The organism is Rhodococcus sp. 15-2388-1-1a (assembly GCF_002259145.1).
GTDB lineage: Bacteria > Actinomycetota > Actinomycetes > Mycobacteriales > Mycobacteriaceae > Rhodococcoides.
Window position 1 is genome coordinate 149511 of record NZ_NPFP01000020.1, and the last position, 18173, is coordinate 167683.

General features: G+C 62.5%; 15 protein-coding genes. 9 read left to right on the forward strand and 6 right to left on the reverse strand.

The window, feature by feature from the left end; all coding sequences use genetic code 11:
* Nucleotides 1-15: 15 nt before the first annotated feature.
* The 7 genes from CH302_RS13485 (at nucleotide 16) to CH302_RS29620 (ending at nucleotide 6934) form a co-directional block, all read left to right on the forward strand.
* Nucleotides 16-594 carry a TetR/AcrR family transcriptional regulator gene (locus CH302_RS13485; RefSeq protein ID WP_306436679.1) on the forward strand — a complete coding sequence of 193 codons (579 nt, stop codon included), beginning with the start codon at nucleotides 16-18 and terminating at the stop codon, nucleotides 592-594.
* The gene (locus tag CH302_RS13490; RefSeq protein ID WP_032375858.1) at nucleotides 591-1994 is read left to right on the forward strand and encodes an MFS transporter; all 1404 of its coding nucleotides are present in this window, start codon (nucleotides 591-593) and stop codon (nucleotides 1992-1994) included. The genes CH302_RS13485 and CH302_RS13490 overlap by 4 nt, the downstream gene beginning before the upstream one ends.
* Nucleotides 1995-2231: 237 nt before the next feature.
* A complete protein-coding gene (locus CH302_RS13495; protein ID WP_032375888.1) occupies nucleotides 2232-3140 on the forward strand; it encodes an aminoglycoside phosphotransferase family protein in 909 nt (302 codons plus the stop codon).
* A gap of 669 nt (nucleotides 3141-3809) precedes the next feature.
* Nucleotides 3810-4277, forward strand: a complete 468-nt coding sequence (locus tag CH302_RS13500; RefSeq protein WP_032375859.1) for a GNAT family N-acetyltransferase — start codon at nucleotides 3810-3812, stop codon at nucleotides 4275-4277.
* Nucleotides 4278-4468: 191 nt separating this feature from the next.
* Nucleotides 4469-5110 (forward strand): DUF6461 domain-containing protein, encoded by a 642-nt coding sequence (locus CH302_RS13505; RefSeq protein WP_141216648.1) that lies wholly within the window; start codon nucleotides 4469-4471, stop codon nucleotides 5108-5110.
* A 103-nt stretch (nucleotides 5111-5213) separates the two neighbouring features.
* The gene (locus tag CH302_RS13510) at nucleotides 5214-5969 is read left to right on the forward strand and encodes a hypothetical protein (RefSeq protein WP_032375861.1); all 756 of its coding nucleotides are present in this window, start codon (nucleotides 5214-5216) and stop codon (nucleotides 5967-5969) included.
* Nucleotides 5970-6058: 89 nt separating this feature from the next.
* A complete protein-coding gene (locus tag CH302_RS29620; RefSeq protein ID WP_141216649.1) occupies nucleotides 6059-6934 on the forward strand; it encodes a hypothetical protein in 876 nt (291 codons plus the stop codon).
* A 787-nt stretch (nucleotides 6935-7721) separates the two neighbouring features.
* Here CH302_RS29620 and CH302_RS13520 read toward each other — a convergent pair.
* Nucleotides 7722-7922, reverse strand: a complete 201-nt coding sequence (locus CH302_RS13520) for a hypothetical protein (RefSeq protein ID WP_141216650.1) — start codon at nucleotides 7920-7922, stop codon at nucleotides 7722-7724.
* Nucleotides 7923-9600: 1678 nt separating this feature from the next.
* Nucleotides 9601-10965: an MFS transporter gene (locus tag CH302_RS13530; RefSeq protein WP_052047230.1), complete on the reverse strand. Its 1365-nt coding sequence runs from the start codon at nucleotides 10963-10965 to the stop codon at nucleotides 9601-9603.
* A gap of 63 nt (nucleotides 10966-11028) precedes the next feature.
* On the opposite strand from CH302_RS13530, the gene CH302_RS13535 reads away from it, so the two are divergent.
* Together CH302_RS13535 and CH302_RS30055 are read left to right on the forward strand one after the other, a co-directional pair.
* Nucleotides 11029-11586, forward strand: a complete 558-nt coding sequence (locus CH302_RS13535) for a TetR/AcrR family transcriptional regulator (protein ID WP_032375864.1) — start codon at nucleotides 11029-11031, stop codon at nucleotides 11584-11586.
* A 371-nt stretch (nucleotides 11587-11957) separates the two neighbouring features.
* Nucleotides 11958-12098 (forward strand): hypothetical protein, encoded by a 141-nt coding sequence (locus CH302_RS30055; RefSeq protein ID WP_155290127.1) that lies wholly within the window; start codon nucleotides 11958-11960, stop codon nucleotides 12096-12098.
* Between the two features lie 160 nt (nucleotides 12099-12258).
* Here the strand turns inward: CH302_RS30055 and CH302_RS13540 are convergent, their stop codons facing one another.
* Genes CH302_RS13540 through CH302_RS13555 form a run of 4 tightly spaced genes read right to left on the reverse strand, consistent with a single transcriptional unit; the run spans nucleotide 12259 to nucleotide 18126 of the window.
* Entirely contained in the window at nucleotides 12259-12648 is a 390-nt protein-coding gene (locus CH302_RS13540; RefSeq protein WP_032375865.1) for a hypothetical protein, read from the reverse strand.
* Nucleotides 12645-14804, reverse strand: a complete 2160-nt coding sequence (locus tag CH302_RS13545) for a hypothetical protein (protein WP_032375866.1) — start codon at nucleotides 14802-14804, stop codon at nucleotides 12645-12647. The genes CH302_RS13540 and CH302_RS13545 overlap by 4 nt, the downstream gene beginning before the upstream one ends.
* Nucleotides 14801-16609, reverse strand: coding sequence for a hypothetical protein (locus CH302_RS13550; protein ID WP_032375867.1), 1809 nt, complete (start codon nucleotides 16607-16609; stop codon nucleotides 14801-14803). The genes CH302_RS13545 and CH302_RS13550 overlap by 4 nt, the downstream gene beginning before the upstream one ends.
* Nucleotides 16606-18126 (reverse strand): tyrosine-type recombinase/integrase, encoded by a 1521-nt coding sequence (locus CH302_RS13555; protein ID WP_080730368.1) that lies wholly within the window; start codon nucleotides 18124-18126, stop codon nucleotides 16606-16608. Before CH302_RS13555 ends, CH302_RS13550 begins: the two co-directional genes overlap by 4 nt.
* Nucleotides 18127-18173 lie beyond the last annotated feature (47 nt).

Consider the following 18173-nt stretch of genomic DNA (forward strand, 5'->3'; position numbering starts at 1 on the left):
TGTATTCTCGCTCCTGTGAGGCAGCAACGAAAGATGACCGGCTCCGACCGGCGCGCCCAGATCCTCGACATCGCCGCCGAGGAGTTCGCCGCCGGTGGACTGCACGGGGCGTCCACCGAATCGATGGCCCGGCGAGCCGGGATCACCCAGGCGTACATCTTCCGAATCTTCGGCACCAAGAAGGCACTGTTCGCCGAAGTGATGGTCGCCTCGTTCGACCGGTTGACAGAAGCGATGCGCGAGGCGGCCGGCGACGACACGGGCCGAGACGCGTTGGCGGCCATGGGCGCGCGCTACCACGACATGCTCAGCGACCGCACGGCTCTGCTGCTGCAGCTGCAGGGCTTCGCCGCGTGCGGCGACCCCGACGTCCAGGGTGCGGTCCGCGACAGCTTCGGACGCATGTGGACCACCGTCGCCGGCATCACCGGCCTCGACGACGTCACCGTCAAAGCATTCCTCGCCTTCGGCATGCTCCTCAACAACGCTGCTGCCCTCCAGGTTCCGAATCTTGACGAACCGTGGGCCACAGCTATCCAGACCCGCATCCAACCCGGGCTCTTCGACCACATCACCACCGAGACGAACCGATGAACACCCCCGCAGCCGGTACGCCGCCGCGAGCGCTCATCCCGACGCTGATGTTCATCGCGCTCGTCGTCGCCGCTGTCGGCAGCCTCGGTGCACCACTGATCACCAGTGTCGCAACCACACTCGACGTGTCGTTGGCCTCCGCCCAGTGGACGCTGACGATCACCCTGTTCACCGGCGCGATCGCCGGCCCGGTGCTGGGCCGGCTCGGCGCAGGACCGCACCGCCGGACCACGATTCTGATCACCCTGGCCGTAGTCGTGGCCGGCAGCGTCCTCACCGTGCTCCCGTTACCGTTCGGGTGGCTGCTCGTCGGCCGCGCCGCCCAGGGCACCGGACTGGGCCTGACCGCGTTGATGATGGGCGTCGCCCGCGATCACCTCCCCGACCACCGAGCGTCCTCCACCATTGCGCTGCTGTCCGTCGCCTCCACCATCGGTATCGGTATCGGTTACCCGCTTGCCGGACTGCTCACCGAGATCGGTGGTCTCCGCACCGCGTACGGCCTGGGCGTCCTCGTCACCATCATCGCTTTCGCCGCGGCGCTGCGCACCATCCCGTCGCCGCCGCCGGGACGGCCCGCCCGCGTCGACATACCCGGCGCTCTCCTGCTGGCAGCGGCTCTGTTCCTGGTCCTGTTCCTGGCCAGTCAGACGCACTTGTGGACCGAGCACCTCCCGCTCGCTGCGCTCCTGGCCCTCGCCGCCGCCGTCCTACTCGCAGTCTGGGTGATCGTCGAAAGGCGCACCGCGGCACCACTGGTCGACGTTCGGCTGCTCGCGCACCCCGCCGTCGCCGGGGCGAATGTCGCCATGTTCGTCGGCGGGGTCGGGATGTACCTGCTGCTGACGCTGATCACCCGCTACGCCCAAACACCACTGTCTGCCGGCTACGGATTCGGGCTGACCGTTTTCGTCGCCGGGCTCGTCCTCGTCCCGTTCTCCGCACTCGGATTCGCCGCCGGCAAACTCACCCCACACCTGGCCCGTCGCCTCGGTGCCCCACTGACCCTCGCGGCCGGGGCTGCCGTCGTACTCGCCGGCTTCGTCGTCTTCGCCGCCGCTCGGTCGAACATCGCCGAACTCCTCGTCGCGATGGCGGTGCTCGGGTTCGGAGTCGGATCCTTCTCCTCCGCGATGCCCGGCGTCATCCTCGCGGTCACGGACCCGGAAGAGACGTCGAGCGCGATGAGCGTCAACCAGGTCGTCCGCAGTGTCGGGTTCTCACTCGGAAGCGCCGTCGGCGGACTCGTCCTCGCGGCGGGCACCACCGACACCTTCCCAATCGACGGCGCGTACACGATCGCATCCTGCATCGGCGCCGCCATCATGGTCGTCACCGTCATTACCTGTGTCGCCCTGCACCGCCGGGTGCCCGTAGCGTCACGCGCCCAGTCGACTTAAGAAGCCTGTGCGCAATTCTGCACAACGCGTGTCGAGCGACAGGGATTGCCGCACAACGTGATACGTGGCCGGGCTCGACGATCCGGTCCCGCACGCTATCGAACTGGCGTCCACCCGCCACGTCGCACGGCCCTGCCGTTGTGTGCGTCGCAACAAACCGTGGCAGCGCAACCGGGCCGAGCGGGCAAAACCAGTTGCACGGCTAATCCGTCGGTCGCAAGACTGGCACGAGTGGACATGCATCCGAACCAGGTGACGATCTCGATCTCGACCGTGCGCGCACTGATCGACACGCAGTTCTCCGACTGGCGCGACCTCGCGCTCGACCAGGTGCATGCCGGCGGCACGGAAAACGCGATCTTCCGGATCGGTACCGATCTCGTGGCCCGGTTCCGGCTCGAAGCCCATGATGTCGACACGACGCGAGCGGAAGTACTCGCAGAGTTGGAGGCCGCTCGCGAGCTTGCCGGCAGCACGCGCTTCGCCACGCCTGAACCCGTGGCCCTGGGCGAGCCCGGCGGTGACTACCCACTGCCGTGGTCGGTACAGACATGGATCGACGGGGACCCCGCAACGACCGGCGATCTCTCTCAGTCGGAGCCTTTCGCCGAGGACCTCGCCGAGTTCATCATGCAGGTGCGAGGTATCGCCTCAGGCGGTCGGACCTACAACGGCTGCGGGCGTGGCGGCGACCTCGCATCTCACGACGACTGGGTACGAGAGTGCATCTCACGCAGCGCCGGACTGATGGATGTGGCGTCGCTGTCGCAGGCGTGGGCACAATGGCGTGAGCTACCTCGCGGAGACAGCCCGGATGTGATGAACCACTGCGATCTGATGCCCGGAAACGTCCTGGTTGCCGACGGTCGCCTCGCGGGTGTGCTCGATGTCGGGGGTTTGGCCGCTGCGGATCCAGCCCTCGATCTCGTGGGAGCATGGCACCTGCTCGACGCCGGACCGCGAGAGGTGTTGCGGCGCAGACTCGGTGTCGACGACGAGCAATGGCGACGCGGCAAAGCATGGGCGTTCGAACAAGCAATCGGGTTGGTGTGGTACTACCTCGACAGTAACCCGACCATGAGTCGAATCGGGCGCACCACACTCGACCGTGTACTTGGCGACGGGGAGCTCGACCAAGCCCCCTGACCGTCGTTTCGACCATGCTCGGCTACCGCTACCAGATCACCGAAAAGCACGAAGGAGGATACGCCACCTACGCCAATCTGGTTTCAGGAGAACTAGTTTCGTTGAAAATGAAGTCACGATCGCGTTCAGTCGACGTATGATCTGCTCGAATTGAGCAACTGTTAGGAACCAGTTGTAACCCCAGTAGGTGACAACGCGCACGGAGGGTTGCGGTGTCAGCGCGTGCCTTGCCCTGATCGGCGAAGCAGTGACGGGCCTAGGGCTGCAACCACCGCAGTACCGCCCGCGAGTAGGACCCCTATCCCGGCCGCTCGAGAGGGGACGCCATTGCGGGCGGCCGCGATCACTACCCCCGCGTCTATGAGATCAATCGCAATACCTGCCTGCAGGACTAATCGCCTGACGGTCTGATCGGGGTGAAGGGCCGCCGCGCCAAGCGCAATGTCGCGGACGCCGAATGCCTTGATCCAGATGCCGCGGTCTGGTCCCGGGTAGTGGACCCCGAGGGCACCATGAACACGGGCCGGTACGAGCGCTGTGGTCGCACCCCAGACTATTCGGCCGACCCCTATCGCTGTGGCAACTGTCCGTTCTGCATCGTTTGTCCTTTTCGCATGTTCGTTCTACCACTGTCGAGGGTCGGCGCGAGGCCGCTGTCAGACTGTCGACATGTCGATCACACTCGTCCCGATCACTCTTCAACGGTTTCCCTCATGGCTGAAACGGAGCCAGAGCGAGTACAAGACGGACCTGATCGCTACAGGTGAGACGCCACGCGCCGCTGAAGAGCACTCCAGTGATGCTCTCGAGCGTGCTTTCCCAGCGGGTGCTCCCACACCGGGTAACACTGTGTTCGACCTCGTTGACGACATCGGCCAGATCGTCGGATACCTCTGGATTGGCCGTGACAACTCAGACGACGCCAGCTCTTGGTGGGTGTGGGATGTCGTAATCGAGCCCGAGCACCGAGGCCGGGGCTATGGGCGAGCAGCGATGCAGCTCGCCGAAGACCATGCACGGGCGCAGGGCGCGCGGACGCTGGGACTGAGCGTGTTCGGCTTCAATGCGGTCGCGCGCGGGCTTTACGAGTCAGCCGGTTATGAAACCACAAGTGTGAAGATGCGCAAGCAGCTCTGAACTCCTCAATCCTGTTCAGCAGTTTCCGCACCGATTGCGTGGGCCGAACCGCATGAACTCAAGGACGGCCATCAGGTTATCGATCCAGCAGGTGAACGATGTGAGCCTCACGACTACGCGTGGGATCGGTGATGCCGTCGGCCTCTTCGATTCTGACGGCTTATTGCTGCAGGACCTGATAAGGAGTGAATGTGACCAACTATCGTGATTACCTCTGGGTCGAGGACTTCGGGGTCTTCACCTCCGACGGCTACTGCTTGGCGCTCATCGCAACAAGCACGCCCGAAGAAGTTCTGGCCAGCCTCGAGGCATCCGACGACCGACTGACGGTAGTCGGCGCCCAAGCCGCATATCGGAAGGGCTCCGGCCTGAGAGAGCGGCACGATGTCGATGGCGTGAACACCCAACTGTTGTCAGTCGCCGAGGTCGCCGGCGGGTGGACGATGCTGCTCCAGACGCCGGGGTTTCTCGGCATCTCGGCGGCGATGTCCGAGATCGTCACGACCCACGACGTTGTGGTCCACGGGGCGGACAGATTCGAGTGGTGGTCGCGGGGTGTTCTGAGAATCACGTTCGAGCCACTGTTGCCGCAGTCGGACCTAGTGGGGGTACTCGCCGACCGCCAGGCACCTGATGCACGCGCCGAGATCATCGCGCTGATCGGTGAGGTGGGCGGAATCGACCTCGACGAGACGCCGGGTAGAGAATTCCACCACGTCGCGGGATCGTTCGCGCTCGCGGAACGACTCACCGGTGTCCGAATCACACGCGAGCTGCTCGAAACGACGCAGTTCACCGCCACCGTCGCTACGCCAGACCAACTGCATTGGTGATCATTCGATGACGTGTCGCGTCGATGACGCGCTCTGCGCATGTTGATGCGCAACTGTTCTGAAAAGCTCAGTATGCGCGTCGATGCTTGCCCTCAGTGCTCCGATGGCCACTGCACAGCAGGAGCCAGATGCAACGCCAATGCAAACTCCTTGCACCGACTACGCCATGGAAAATTATGGGACTGGATTTGATTGGACGTGTTTCGGCGACACCTTGACTGTCACCGTCCCCACTGAGAATGATTCGGACCCGAGTGCGACTGTGATCGACACATCTACTGGTGAGGAGATTAATCCCGACGATCCGGCACAGACCCCAGACGGCAGGGGCACGCTTCCGGAGGGGCGTGAGGGACCTGAAATAATGCCGCGCGCTCGAATTGATGACTCGCACTCCGTGACAAACTACGAACAAATAATCTGGAATTATTCAGACGGTACAAACGGGTCGACCTCGATTAGTATGCGTGTTTCCATCTATAACCATAGCGGGAATATCTCGGTAGGATTCCAAGATGAGGTACCTATCGAACTCAGATTTCAGTTGAGGATCCGAGAGGATCGTCGGCCGTTTATGAGTGATCTCGACATATATGAGTACGCCGATGACACCGAATACAACCTCGGCGTGCCCGCTTTGAACGGGACTGTTTTTGAGCCCTACTGGGACGAAGGTTTCGACAAGCTGCCCTATCCGTCCGAGGATAAGAGATACTTCTGGGACATCCACCATATCTACATCGCGGCGGAGGGAAGGGGTTGGCTGACAGCAAATCTGTTCGGATTGGGATCGTCGCAATCTGACCGCGTGACCTGTGGCCCCGTCAGGCCGTGCCGATTCGTTGAAGGAAACACGTAGACTGTCGATGTGTTGAAGGTGTGGGCCCGGGTGTCGATATCGCCACCCGGGCCCACACGAGTCGCGTATGGCAACCGTAGGAATGCACAATGACTGATACGATCCCGATTGCGCTGGGAAAGGCTGGGCTCGATCTTTTCGAGCTATCGCTCGCCGGAGCGGTTGACCGCAACGGTAAAAAAGGAAGTATGGAAGTACTGTCGGCCATGGCCCGAGGTGTTCCTGCTTACCAGCCGGCATCGACATATGCCGCTCTATGTGCACTTAGCCACGACTACCTCATGCCACTGCCGCTCATCGTAGCCGACGGCAATATGGGGTTATGGAGCGAACCTGCTGCGCCGCCTGAATACACCAGATGCAGCCTCTCGCCAAGTGGTAAACACGCTTTGAAAGCCGAGCAGTCTGGCGAAGCGCCAATCCCCTTCGACTTAATCAACGGGGATCTACATCGAGGTGGAAGCAGGCCTCCTCTTGACCCGCGTACGGTCGCTATGTTGCTTGCCGGTAAAGCAGGGAGCGATCCTGCGAAGGCTATCGAACTTAACGCGATGTGGACTCCTGCTAACGCCCATGCTGACGGCGATTGGCCGGAGCTGTTTGCGGGCGAAAAGGTGAAATTTTCCTTCTACGGCCGTGTCGCGCTCATTGATGGCCAATTGATGGTAAACGGTATCCCCCCGGGATCCGATCCACGCCCCTTAGAGATGCAAATCCATAGTCGGACTGGACGTAAGTCTTTGGATATGTCTGGACCGAGCGGCCCGCGTATTCAGGTGAGCTTGAAACCGGGTGATGATGCGGAATCGATAGCGCGCCAAATATTGGAGATTCCGGCAATGACGTCCCACATGGAGCTCAGTTTTGGTACATCCATATTGGATATCGTCGAGGCCTGGATAAGCGCTCATGGGGACCAAGCCGCCAGTCGAGGATCTCAAAAGCTACTGAAATTAGTCGCGTGAGAGGGTGCAACTTTTCTGAAGGCCAACCAGGCACCTGGTTCGTTCGAGCTTTCGTAGAGTAGCGATGGTCGACGGTGATGAGGTCTATGTCCTCGTCGGGCGAGCAGGGCCACCGGCGCTAAAGTTCGCGACCATATTAATTGGCGATCAAACCCCGGTGACGATCGAGCAAAACGCTGGTGACGCTCGAATTTTGGATTAACGACGCTCAGTCCCACGATCATGGGCATCTTTGAGGTCGTACTATCGAGGTCTAACCGCGATCAGCGGAATTTCTCGACTACAAGTTTGTGGTGGTCGTCCGCCTGCCTCCGTTAGCGCTGCGCGTGTGTGGTTACCGACAAGGTAGGTTGGACGGCGATTTTGTCGCTGAACAGTCAAACCCCAGCAACTGTGACGGACAGGCGAGAGATCCGAAGGCCTCGCCATGGATACCACCGTCGAGGGCACCTTGTTCGCATGGGCACGCACCGGGACCGGCGATTGGCTTGCTTGTAGCTACGGTTTCCCGTTGACCAATTGACCGGTCTTTGCGCGGGGGAGGGGATGTGATCTGTCAGGTCGCCGCCACATCCGGGAACGAGGCGGACATGTCGGTTCCGTTGCGCAAGACTAGTTTCACCCGGGATGTGCCGTCGACAACGCTGACCCCGCGTTGGCCGTCCCGCTTCCATTCCCACACTCAGGCCGGTCCGGACGGGAGCGGCCCAGCGGTGGCGAGCATTGGAGACAACGGATTTGGGGGCATCGACGATGAATGCCCGCGTCGGGGATGCTCCCTACAGATTCACGAGTTCATGCTCGTTTCACCTCTGCGGCGAAATGTGCGAAGCCCGGTCAGAATTGCGGCCGCAGCAAACAAGCCAGTAGCCACCCATGGCCAGACCGCAAACTCACCGCCCTGAGCTCGAATCACCGCGACAACGGCCCACAGCAACGCCAGCGCCGACCAGAAGAAAATCCACTTTTTCCCGCTCGGAAAATTCACCGTCAACTCCTCGGACTCTAGAGGGAACTCGAGCACCGGTAACACTGAATTGAGGTCTCGTTCCGTCACAACAAGCGGACGCTGATGCGATTGCGCCTCCGCAGGACACGGCGAGGCAGAACCCACAAGACAAAGGGCTGCCTGCGCACGAGGCGACACATGCCGCGCACCCGAGTGTGCTCAAGATACAGCCTGCATTGATGCTGGAGTTGCATACAGGCACTTCCCGCGTCGAAAAATCTCCCGGACCGCCGGAACCCACGCATCCGGTACATGACGAGCCGGTTGTGGCTGCCCGTTCGAGGTTGCCGGTTCCGGGTTGTTCACCGTTGTGACTTACACCGAGCACAGTCAAACCCTCGCCGCTCGCACCGTCGCCGAACTGGAGAGCCTCCGCTCCACGATCTGCGGTCGCCGCTGAGGACGTTTCATAAAGCCGATATATTTGGCTACTTGTATTGTCAGCGATTGCCAGCGTTGTACCACTCTCGTCGAGACTCATACCGAATACCCAACGTTGGCTTGCGGGGTACTCGGATCCGCTATCGGTGACCCACCATGAACTCGGGTCGCTACTTGCGGTGCTGATCTCATCGAACAAGCCTGTCGGATCGAGGATCCGGCGCGAATCCGGGGCGTTGAGAATCCTATTGACGTCGTCCGGGTTGATTTCGGAATAGGTCAATTGTTTGGATGTCGCCTTCGGCGGTGCCCGAGACGGCGTTCGAGCGGATGCTATCGGGCTCAGTAGCGTCAAGCCTGCTACGGCAGCCGCAACGCCTCCCAAAAATCTTCTTCGACCGTGCGTGGCAGTCTTGTCGAACCGTCTGTTGCGCGCGGGCATCTCTTCGCCGATAACCTGAAGTGCTTGCATCGAGCGTTTGACACCGAATTCACGAGTGAGGCGGGGTCCCATCCTTACACCCGCCCACCCACGAACTTGCCCGCTCGGTTGCAACTCAATGAGGGTAGGAGCCCACGGCGGGGTATCCCCGAACACCTCGCGGCGCTCGTCCCACAACGAGGTCAACGGCTTGATCGTCAGTTTCGAGCCCAGCAGATCCTGTATACGTGCGCTTGCCCGAGAGCACGATCCGCACGAGGCGTCGTATCCAAGTATCAATTGCGACATGCATCACCCCTGCTGTGGTGGCCTGTACACGGCTGAAACCGAGATCCTGCGGGCGATATCCGGTATCGAACGCGGACGGCTGGGCCGTGAGGCGGTAGCTGCACTCATCCACATCCCCCGCCAGACCGAGCGGTTTATTTCCCTCAGTGAAACATGGTTCGTTTGCACACGCAACCGTTCACGGGCCAGTCCCAGACCGCATGGACGACGGGTGATTGCGTTCAGCATCAACTGCGCGACCAGTTCCATGCCGAATGAAAGTCGCTCTACAGCAGAGATTGTCATGGTTCGCGGGCATCGTATGATACGGCCGACTCGGGTGGGCGGGTGCCGCGCACGTCGGCGGAATACGCGGAGTATCGACGATGATCGCTGTGGGATTCACCGCGTTCGGGCCGCTCGCACTGTCAGTGGGCCATGACGTGGCAGGGAGCTACACCCCGTCGTCCTCGCATTCGCGGTGATTCCCGCAGCGGTGGCAGTGCTCGTTGCACTCACACCGGTACCCTCGCTTACCCTCAGGGCCGAATGACTTTGCCACTGTTGTTATCTCACGTTCGGGCGCGGCGTGAGATCGCCTGCAGCAGGGGCTCGCGTGAGCAAGATGATCGCAGCCGTTGCTGCCAGTGCGGCCACCATCACCAGATACGGTGCTCGTTCGTTGTGGGAGATCGTGGTCGCGGCCGCTGCAGCGGACAGTCCGACCGCGCCGCCGAATTGTTTGGCGGTGTTCATCAGGCCCGATGCCGCCCCTGCTTGCTCTGTCGGTACTCCCGAGGTCACGACAGTAGCGAGTGGCGTATTCATCAGGCCTCCACCGATTCCGATGATAATCGAGGGACCGGCTACGGCACTCCAGAACGCACCTGTCTGCGCGTCCGCGATCCACCACACCCCCGCCGCGGCAACCGCAGCCCCGGTGAAGATCAGTATGCGGGCACCGATGTGGTCGAGAAGTCGAGGCACGAGCGCAAGGTTCACCGCCATCAGCGATACCGTCAATGGAAGGAACGCGAGACCTGTCTGGATCGGGCTGTACTGCCAGTCCTGCTGCAATCGGAACGTCAGGAAGTACCAGATACCCACCTGGAAACAGACCGCGGTCAGCGCCGTCGCAGTCGTCCCCAAGGCTATGTTCCGTCGACGCCACAGACTCGACGGGATCAACGGTGACTCACTTCGTCGGTCCAGACGCATCCAGGTCGCGGCCGAGGCGACACCGATCGCGAACGCCGCCAGCACAGGACCGGAGAGTCGGCCGTCGTCGGCGAACATCGACAGCGAATACACGACCGAACCGAATGCGAACATCGATGCTGCCGCCGACGACCACCTCACCCCGGTGCCAGCGACCGGTCCTCGTGCGGCGAGCAGGCGGCGGGCGGCGGCGGCGACGAACATCCCGACCGGCACATTGATCAACAGCACTGCACGCCAGGAGAACACTTCGGTCAGTGCACCGCTGAGGATGTTGCCGACCCCGCCGCCTGCGACACTGACCGCAGTCCACAGGGCGATCGCCCGAGTCCGATCAGGGCCCTCGCGAAACGTCACGGTCAGCAACGTGAACGTGGCCGGAGACAACGCTGCAGCAGCCATTCCCTGGCCTATACGAGCAGCGACCAGCATCGGTCCGGTCACAGCCAGGCCACCCAGGATGCTGGCGCACGTGAACGCGACCGTGCTCCACAACACGACCCGAGCCGCACCGAACGAGTCCGCCAGCCGCGCGGCCGCCAACAACGCTCCCGCGAACGCCACGCTGTACCCGGTGGCCACCCATGACGTCATCGCAGTACCCAGACCCAAGTCGTCCTGGATGGAGGGCAGTGCCACATTGACGACCGACACGTCCACCACGACGACGAGTTGAGCGATCGATGCGACCCACAGAGCACGACGCGAGCTCATCTTCCCCCCTTTGATACATCCGTATAAGTGATACGAATGTATCAAGGACGGGAGGTGTGTGGAATGGCCACCGAGGAACGAACAACGCAGATTCTCGACGCGGTCGAACGACTACTGGCCCGCGGAGGACTCGACGCGGTCACCATGCGTGCCGCCGCGGCCGAAGCAGGTGTCTCGCTCCGGCTGGTGCAGTACTACGGCAACAGCAAAGACGAGCTCCTCCACTCGGCACTCAGCCGGCTGTCCCGGCGCAGCGTCGAACGGTGGCAGCACGCCTCTGCGGACCCGAACCCCTCGATCGAGGAGTTCCTTCTCGAAGCCCTACCGACCGACGACGCCAGCCGCTCGCTCCACCGCGTCGGGGTGTCGCTCGAACTACTTTCCATCACAACCGAATCCCTAGTCGCCGATGCGTATCGCGCGCACCTCACAGCGATCCATGACCACCTCACCGATCTGTGCCACACCCGAAGCCCGGGCATCAGCGGACGTCGGGCGACGGATCTGGCAACGGAGTGCATGGCGTTCATGCACGGACTGGGGTCGCTGGTCATGGCCGGGCACACGACACAACAGCAAGCGCGCATCTGTATCACCGACTTCGTCGCACGCCTGAAGTAGTCAGGGGCCTGATCAGCGATCGTCGGCAGTCGCCACGCGGAGCGTTGACCGCGTCCGATGGAGCTCCGGATGTCGGCTGATCGTGACTCTCCGGTCGAGCAGTCACGGCGGTGATCGTTCAACTGCCCGAACCGAAATATCTGCGAACGCACAGCCGGAAGGGCCGCGGATCGAGTTATCCACAGGGTAATGTCCACCGCGCGGTATTTTCGTGCCCAAATCTCGTCCGACAACGACAACCCGGCTCCCGATTCGTGAGGCCGGGTTTTTTCGTGCCCGTTGTCGGGCCGCAAGCTCCTGCCCCGAGAACGCGGCAGGTCACGCTGGCACTTCAGCGCCAGCCATTCCACCCCAGAAGCGGAGGTGGCGTCATGGACCTCGTCCTGAACGCTGTTCTGCTCGGCGCAGTCGCCGGAGTTCTTCGCGAACTTCGGTTGCTGCTGCCCTTGGTCTCGGACCGGGCGTGCACACGCCAAGTCCGACTCGCCAAGGCACACCGCAGACAGCGCTAGCAACAACACCCATCGCCCTTACCTGGGAGAAGTCTGTCCAAAATCCGCGACAAAACCCCAGGTCGCCTCGAACAGCGCGGTAATTCCCTCGAATCGCGGCGATGTGCTTATCAGCCGTTGCCTACTGAAAAGGGCGCACTGAGGTGTGTGGCGATACCTATCAGAATCCGATCTCGTCACCCCTTCTCGGGAGGTGCGTGACGGCAGCGGCAGCGTCGAGCTGCCGCCGCAGGGAACGGTTGTCGATGGAAAGGCGCTGGATACTCGACATCGCCAGCGTGAGGTCATCGGTGAGTTGTCGGTTCCGTTGCCGAAGTCGAACAATGTCCGAATCGACCTTCAGAGGGTCTACGGCAGGTGCAGTCGATGCCGGGCCCGAGGCACGCAGCCGATCGACGATGTCGGGGTAACGCCGCCGAAATGTGGTGTTCGCAAGACCCAGGTGCCGCGCCAAGGTCAGCACCGACGGTGTGCGGCCGGCGGCGGCTTCGAGGCGCTCGATCGCTTCGTCGATGAGCGCTGCATCCGATTGATCTGCTTGATCGGTCATCGTTTCGGGTTGACCGTCTGGGTGCGGATCGGTGCCGGGTCGGGATCTACGTAGAGGTCGAGGAAGTTGGTCAGTCGGCTCAGTCGCTCACGTAGTCGGTGCACCAAGAGCGGCGGAAGGGTTGTCCCGGTGGCCAGTTCTTGCTGCAACGATCGATGTTCGGTGCGTAGCGCGTCGATGTTGTCTGCGGTCAGTGCAACGTTGCTGCAATCCAAGGGCTGGCAGTGACCGAGTTGTGGTCGACTGTTGCCTCCCTGATCCGGACGGGGCTGGCACATCGCTTTGTCCTGATCGAACACGCACAGTGCGAACGTGCCGGGATAGATGGCGGGCTCAGATCGCTTCATCAGGCGCTTGAGGCGAGTGCCGTCGGTGACGACTGCTCCAGCGAATGCAGCGGCAGTGGCGAACGCATCCAGTCGGCGGTGGGCGAGATCGGCAGCAGGACCGGTGACCGTGTGGGGATGGTCGGTGGCAATGCTCATCAAGTCTTCACCGCGAGCGAGAGCCTGTTCGGCTTCGACCTCGGCGCGGAACCCTGAATCCGAGGTGCCTGCGTAGCCCTCGAACATTTGAACGCTCAGATGGCGGTAGGCGATGGCACCGGCGATCGACCCACCCGGCCGGCGGGCAATGAACCATGCCAGCGTCCTGCGGAACTGGCGAGTACTCAGAACCCACTGCTGGCCGTTCACCAACGGAATCGATTCCGCAAGAGCATGTTCGGTGCAGTAAGAATTGATCCAGAGGGCGAAGCTTTTCAGTTGGCTGGAGGTGGCATTGGTGGTCAAGGCCCCGATTCTGGCGTCGTTTCGGGGGCGGATTTGCTCCGAGCCTGGCGGATGCGAGAACAGCAGATCCTGGCCGGGAGGGTGCATCTTCTCGAGGACCGCGATCGCCCTGGCGGCGGGAGCCCCGACGGTCCACTCGGCAGCGACTCCCCGAGGATCGGTTTCGCCCTTGAACGCCAGCCCGGTCAGTATCCACCGATAGGGGGTGCCGCCGGGATCGCGTGCGGTGCTAAGGCAACCGCGGCGTAGGTGTTTTATCTCGGCGTCCCGCATTCCGGAGAGGAACGCGATGACGATGTAGCAAGCGATGTGCAACATACGTTGTAGCTGCAGGTATCCGCTGCTGGAGTGCTGGTGCACGATGCCCGCGATCCACGGACGGCCGTGAAGTCGGCCCTCGATGGTCAGCGGTATCCAGGTGTGGTCGGTGACTCCGACTAGTGCCGCGCAGGCAAAGAGACGGTTGCGGATTGCTGGGTTGGTGTCGAGACCGTGTCTGCTCGTGCCGATCTCAGCGGCGATCTGTCGTAAGTTCGGGCGGCCTTGATGTCCGGGGAGCGGGTCGCCGTCGGCCTCGTGTTGCGCGAGGTAGTGTTCGAGCGCTTCGGCGGCACCGCTGTTGCGCCCGTACCGTCCGTTGGTGCGCTTGGATCGGTGGTGATCTCGGTGTGCGGCGGCGGTGAGGATGTCGCCGGAGAAGTCGTCGACGAAGCGGATCGCCCAGGTGATCAGCGGGCCCAGGACAGGTTCGGGGATGCGACCGGTGGCGTTCTCGGTGGCTCCAGTTTTGGACATGGTCCAGCCGTCGACGCGGCGCGGATCGAAGGTGAGCGTGTCGGTCAGGCATGTGCGATAACGCCAGAGCATGCATACCGCCCGTCGGGAGTTCTCGCGCGATCCGACTCCGACGGGCAAAGTCATCAAGTAGTGGTGGTAGTCGAGGACGTCGGCAGCGGTGAGCGAACTCAATGCCGGCGTCTGCTCTCGATCAGAGTGTGCCGGTGTGCGTTCGGCGAGCCAGTGCAGGAACTTGCGCACTTCGATGAAGGTGCCGCGGATTCCGACGGCAGACTGCCGCCGCTCGCCTGCGGGTAGCGGCCCGGACAGCATCGCCAGGCACAACTCTTTGGCCGGCAGACGGTAGCGGTCGGCGAGGGTGTCGAATGAGACGACCAAGGATCGGACATGTGCCTGTGCAACAGCAGGTTCCAATCGCCAGGCGTCGTCGCGGAATTGCGACGTCTCTGTGAGGGAGTAGCCGGGACGAAGCCACAAGCCGGCCAGGACGTGATGCTCGCCGAGTACCGGATCGGACAGGAGCGGGTCGCTAGCTGGTACCGGGGTGACGGCGATCGGGTTGCTCATGGGTGCTCCCAGGGGTCTTCGGCGAGTTCGAGGAGGCACTCGGGTGCCTCGTCTTTCGCCGAGTCGAGTTGTGCGGCAGTGAACTTCGGGTAGATGTCGTGGTGGATCGCAGTCCAGGTCGGCCCGTAGCGCGTCCACCAGGTCTGCTCGTCGAGTTCGGTGCGTCGCGTGGACAAGGTCGACGTCAGCGCGGTGATAGCGGGTAGATGCGTCGTGGTGACGACGCAGTTGCCGCAGTGGAAGCAGTCCAGGAACGACACCCGTCGACACGCACGTCCGGTGACAGGGTGCGCGGAGGAGTCGGCGCATGCTGTCCAGGCACCCTCCTCTCCTGCAGATGGTTCATCGGCGTCGGTGTCGGCGAGCACCTCGAGTTCCGTGACGCCGTGTTCGGCCAGGATGTGGGTATGTGCGGACAGGGCCGCTGATTCGGCATCGCGGAGAGCCTCGGACATCGTCTGGCGCGCCCACTCTTTGGCGGTGGGATCACCACGAAGGTAGTGGCTGAACAGCACTTCGACGCTGTTCGATCGGGCAGCCGAGGGCAGATGTCCACCGACGGATCGAGTGCGGCGTACTTCGACACTGGTGCGAACGCGGCGCATGTCCAGCCCCAGCGGTGCGCTGTGTCCGGAAACGTCTGGGTCGAAGTGCAGTTCTCGCAGTCTGCTCCATTTCGCGAAGGTGGCGCGGCCGGCGAGGGATTGCGCGAACGGGTTGTGATGTTCGGAGACGGTTCCACGATCGTGGTTGGTGTTGCGCCACGACGACCAGAGTGCGGCCGTATCGCTCAGTGCCCGTCCACGTTCCATGAGGCGGTGCAGCAGCAGGTACAGACCGCCGGGGGTGTGCAGTTCTCGGTGCGGCGGTCCGATTTCCCAGGTCACGGTGTCGTGCCATCGGTTCGGGCCGTTGCGTCGTTTGCTCAACTGGACTTCTACCGCTCGGTCACCGACGATCCGATGCTCGGCGGGTAGTTCTTTGAGGGCTTCGACGTTGCGGCCGGTGACTGCAACGAACAAGGTCAGCAAGGGTGCGAGATCGTCGCGTGTGACGAACAGCTGGCCGGCCCACGCTGTGCGGCGGTGACGGTGCGCGACGATTCGTCCGCCGGTTACCGGGACGATGCCGGTGGCCGCCATACGCGAGACCATGTGCTCGAACTCCGTCGACGGCTCCACACCTGACGCAGCCATAGCCGTGACTGCGTCGTTTCCTGCAGTGATGCGTCTACGAATTTGCGCGACGTCGGTACGAGCGGCATCGAGGATGCGCGCGAACTCGCCGTCGGAATACCCGGTCAGAGAAGTGAACGTGCCTTTCCCCGCCGGGGTGCTGAGATGGTCGAGCACCTCGGCATTGAGTTGGTTTGCTAGCGGAGGCAGCCGAAGAAGCAGGCGGAGCTCACTGAGTTCGGCTGTGCACGTGGCGACTGTTCGCGGGGTGTCGATCCTGGTGAGGAACATATCGACGTGTGCCACGGTCAAGTCAGCCGGTGCAGCGGGGCTGTTGTCGAGACTCTCGAGGAAACGCATTAGCCGTGCGGCAAACGAGAACACGGTCGTTGCCGAACTGTGGGTCCGTCTGTCGCCGGCAGGACCGATACGGAGCGCCAAGGCTTCCGCGACCGGAACGTGCCAGCTCGGCATGGCCAGGACCTCGACGTCGAACGTTTCGGTGCGTCCGTCGTCGCCGTGAAAGTCGACGACCAGAGACGAAACCGAGGACGCAACGGATGGCGGGGCGTAGCTTCCGGGCGTAGGAAGTGGGGCGTGCATCCCGGGGTGAGTTCGCGATTCGGTCACAGCACGACACCGCTGGCCGGGAGAGTCGTTACGTCGTCGGTACTGGCCGGGTCCGGGGTGAAGACGTCCCAATCATCGGGCACAAGTGCCATTCTCGTCTCCATCTCGAGTTCGGCGAGTGCGTGGAGGTAGATCTGTGTGGTCACCACGGATCGATGACCGAGTCGGCACCGTACCCAGTCGAGCGGGTCGCCGAAGATGCGGGTGTAGTGCCCGCGCTGCTCCGGTCCCAGCGCGCCGAGGGCAGCGATGTGACCGCGTTGAAGCTGTTCGAGGGTGATGACGGCGAACGTGTGCCTGAGCATGTGGGCGTGCGCTGCCAGCGGGACACCGGCGCGCTGGCAGCGGGTGTTGGCCTCGGCGAACATCTTCTTCCAGGCGGCAACCGACAGTGGCATACCGTGCTCGCCGAGCCAGAACGCGGCGGGTTCGAGACCGCCGGGGCGCGCGATCAACAAACTTTGTCGCTCCGACCAATTCAGTTCCGAGACTTTAATGGTCCGTTTCAGTGCTGCACCCGTGATGTGCGTGGCGATCGCATGTTCCGGATCTTCCACCACCAGAGGGTGCCGGATGCGCTCGTACCGTTGCTTTTCCTGGGCTGCGGCGATGACGTTGGCTCGGTCGAAGGCACTGTAAGTAGCCAGATCACGGACGAGGGATGCCGGGACGTAGACCCACCGTGCGGAGCGGCCTTTTGCAATAGCACCGGGAAGCCAAAATCGTTGATAACCATTCTGATTCGTATCGATGTGTGGAAGCTCCAGCACGGTGAGAGCAGATTGTTCCGAGATCCGAAGTCCTGTCCGGACCATCACGTCGCAGTAGGTCGCGTTACGCCCCGACCACCGGCCACGAAAACCTTCTCGCGGCATCCCCCAGCTGTCGAATCCGCGAATACCGACGTCGCGCCATCTGCGATAGTCGGCAAGGGGGAGCCATTGGATGCGGTCCCGGCCGCCGTCGTGACTGTAGGTCGCCGGGCGGAGCTCGTCGGACCGCCGCGAGACCGCGTAGCCGGTGTGTGCAGGAGCGGGCCGTCGCCAGGTCTGGGGGATCGGATTGACTGGAACGTGGCCGGCGGCGTGTGCCCAGCGGTAGAACCTGTTCACTGCCGCCACTTCACGGTTCCATGTGTTGCCGGACACGCGTGGGCCGCGGGGATCGTGTCGACGCCAATGCAGATACGAGAGGTGATCACTGTCGGTGATGTCCCGCCAATGACGTTTGCAGTCAATGTGGTTGACGAAAGTGAGGAAGCTCGCGAGGTCGCGTGCGTACCCGATCTGTGTCGTTGCGGCCATGGTGACCATCGCTGTGGTGCGAAAGAAATCGTTCAGGTCGGTGTCGTAGTCGAAAGCGGGCGAGAGCAAGAAGGGAGTGCCCTGAGTCTGGCGAGTCTCTGCGAGCCAGTCCGTCCAGTCATCGGCGCGGGTGCGGTTGTCTGCAGTAGGTGAAGAGCGGGAATTGGGTAGCTCTGCGGCAGTAGTGCGAACATGCCATCGGCTGCTTGTCATCGCCGCTCATGATCCGGTCAGTGACCGAGTATGCACAAGATTTGCTG